The organism is Kribbella sp. NPDC050281 (assembly GCF_040655855.1).
GTDB lineage: Bacteria > Actinomycetota > Actinomycetes > Propionibacteriales > Kribbellaceae > Kribbella.
The window spans coordinates 1-1370 of record NZ_JBFAKS010000104.1 but is presented as its reverse complement, the minus strand read 5'-3'; the positions used below and the strand labels follow the sequence as shown (position 1 = coordinate 1370).

The window sequence follows — 1370 nt, the reverse complement described above, 5'->3', positions numbered from 1 at the left end:
CGCGATCGCCGCCGAGCTGGCGCTTCAGCGCGTCGGGGGTGTCGGAGGCGATGACCCGGCCGTGGTTCATCACCGAGATCCGGTCGGCCATCTGGTCGGCCTCGTCCAGGTACTGCGTGGTCAGCAGCACCGTCGTGCCCCGCGCGGCGACCCCACGCACGGTGGTCCAGACCTCGTTGCGGGCCCGCGGGTCGAGACCGGTGGTCGGCTCGTCGAGGAACAGCACCGCCGGGGCCAGGATCAGGCCCGCCGCGATGTCGAGCCGGCGCCGCATCCCGCCGGAGTACGTCGAGACCGGCCGGTCGGCCGCCTCGGTGAGGTCGAACGAGCGGAGCAGTTCGTCGGCGCGGGCGCGGGCGGCGGCCTTGCCCAGCCCGAACAGCCGGCCGAACATGACCAGGTTCTGCCGGCCGGCGAGGATCTCGGCGACCGCCGCGGTGGACTCGGCCGTGCCGACGACGACGATGACGTCGCCGGCCAGCAGGGCGAGGTCGGGGGCGGGGCTGGTGATGACCCGGCCGGCGCGGACGACGGCCACGATGGAGGCGCCGGTGCGGGTGCGCACGCGGGCGTCACCCATCTGCCGGTCGGTGTACGGGCTGTCGCCGGTGATCGGCAGCTGGACGCTGACCAGGCCTTCGACCTGCTTGTGCAGCTGGTTGAGCCGCTGGACGATGCGGGGCGCGCCGAGGAGTTCGGCCAGGGCGTCGGCCTCGTCGTCGTTCAGGACGATGTCCTCGCAGGCGCTGTCGGGATCGTCGGGGTCGTAGATGATCAGATCGCGGCGGCCGGTGCGGTGGGAGACCACCCCGATCCTGCGGCCCGCGCTGGAGGTGAACTCGTGTTTGAGCCCGATGCCCGGCAGCGCCGTCTGCTCGATCACCATGGGGGTCTCCGGTTCTTGATCGTTAGCGGGATTCAGGGCCGCACCATACCCGACATCGCCGCTCGGGGTCAGGGCTCGACCAGACCGGCCCGGATGGCGTAGCGGGTCAGGTCGAGGCGGTCGTTGAGGCCGAGCTTGGCCAGGATGTTCGTGCGGTGGCGGTCCACGGTCTTGGGGCTGATGACCAGGGTGTCGGCGATGGCCTTGGTGGAGTGACCCTCGGCGATGAGCTTGACGATCTCCTCCTCGCGGGCGGTCAGCAGGCTGTCGGGCAGGGGATCGCCGTGCTCGTGGCGGTGCAGATAGTCACGGATCAGCGCGGTGACGGCGCCGGGGTAGAGGAAGGGCTCGCCGCGCATCGCCGCCCGGCAGGCCTCGATGAGGTCGCGCGGCGACGTGGGAGTCCATCGACTTCTTGAGCTTGCCCTCGTCGCGGCCCGCGGCCACGAAGGGGACGTGGTACTGGCGCAGGTACTCACACACC

Annotated in this window: 2 protein-coding genes; both read right to left on the bottom strand. The window is 71.5% G+C overall.

Annotation, left to right across the window (positions count from 1 at the left end):
• Positions 1-886, bottom strand: an 886-nt coding sequence (locus AB0I34_RS44125) for a TrkA C-terminal domain-containing protein (RefSeq protein ID WP_360458730.1), incomplete at its 3' end; no start/stop codon positions are given.
• Positions 887-954: 68 nt separating this feature from the next.
• Positions 955-1245: a response regulator transcription factor gene (locus AB0I34_RS44120; protein WP_360458727.1), complete on the bottom strand. Its 291-nt coding sequence runs from the start codon at positions 1243-1245 to the stop codon at positions 955-957.
• Positions 1246-1370 lie beyond the last annotated feature (125 nt).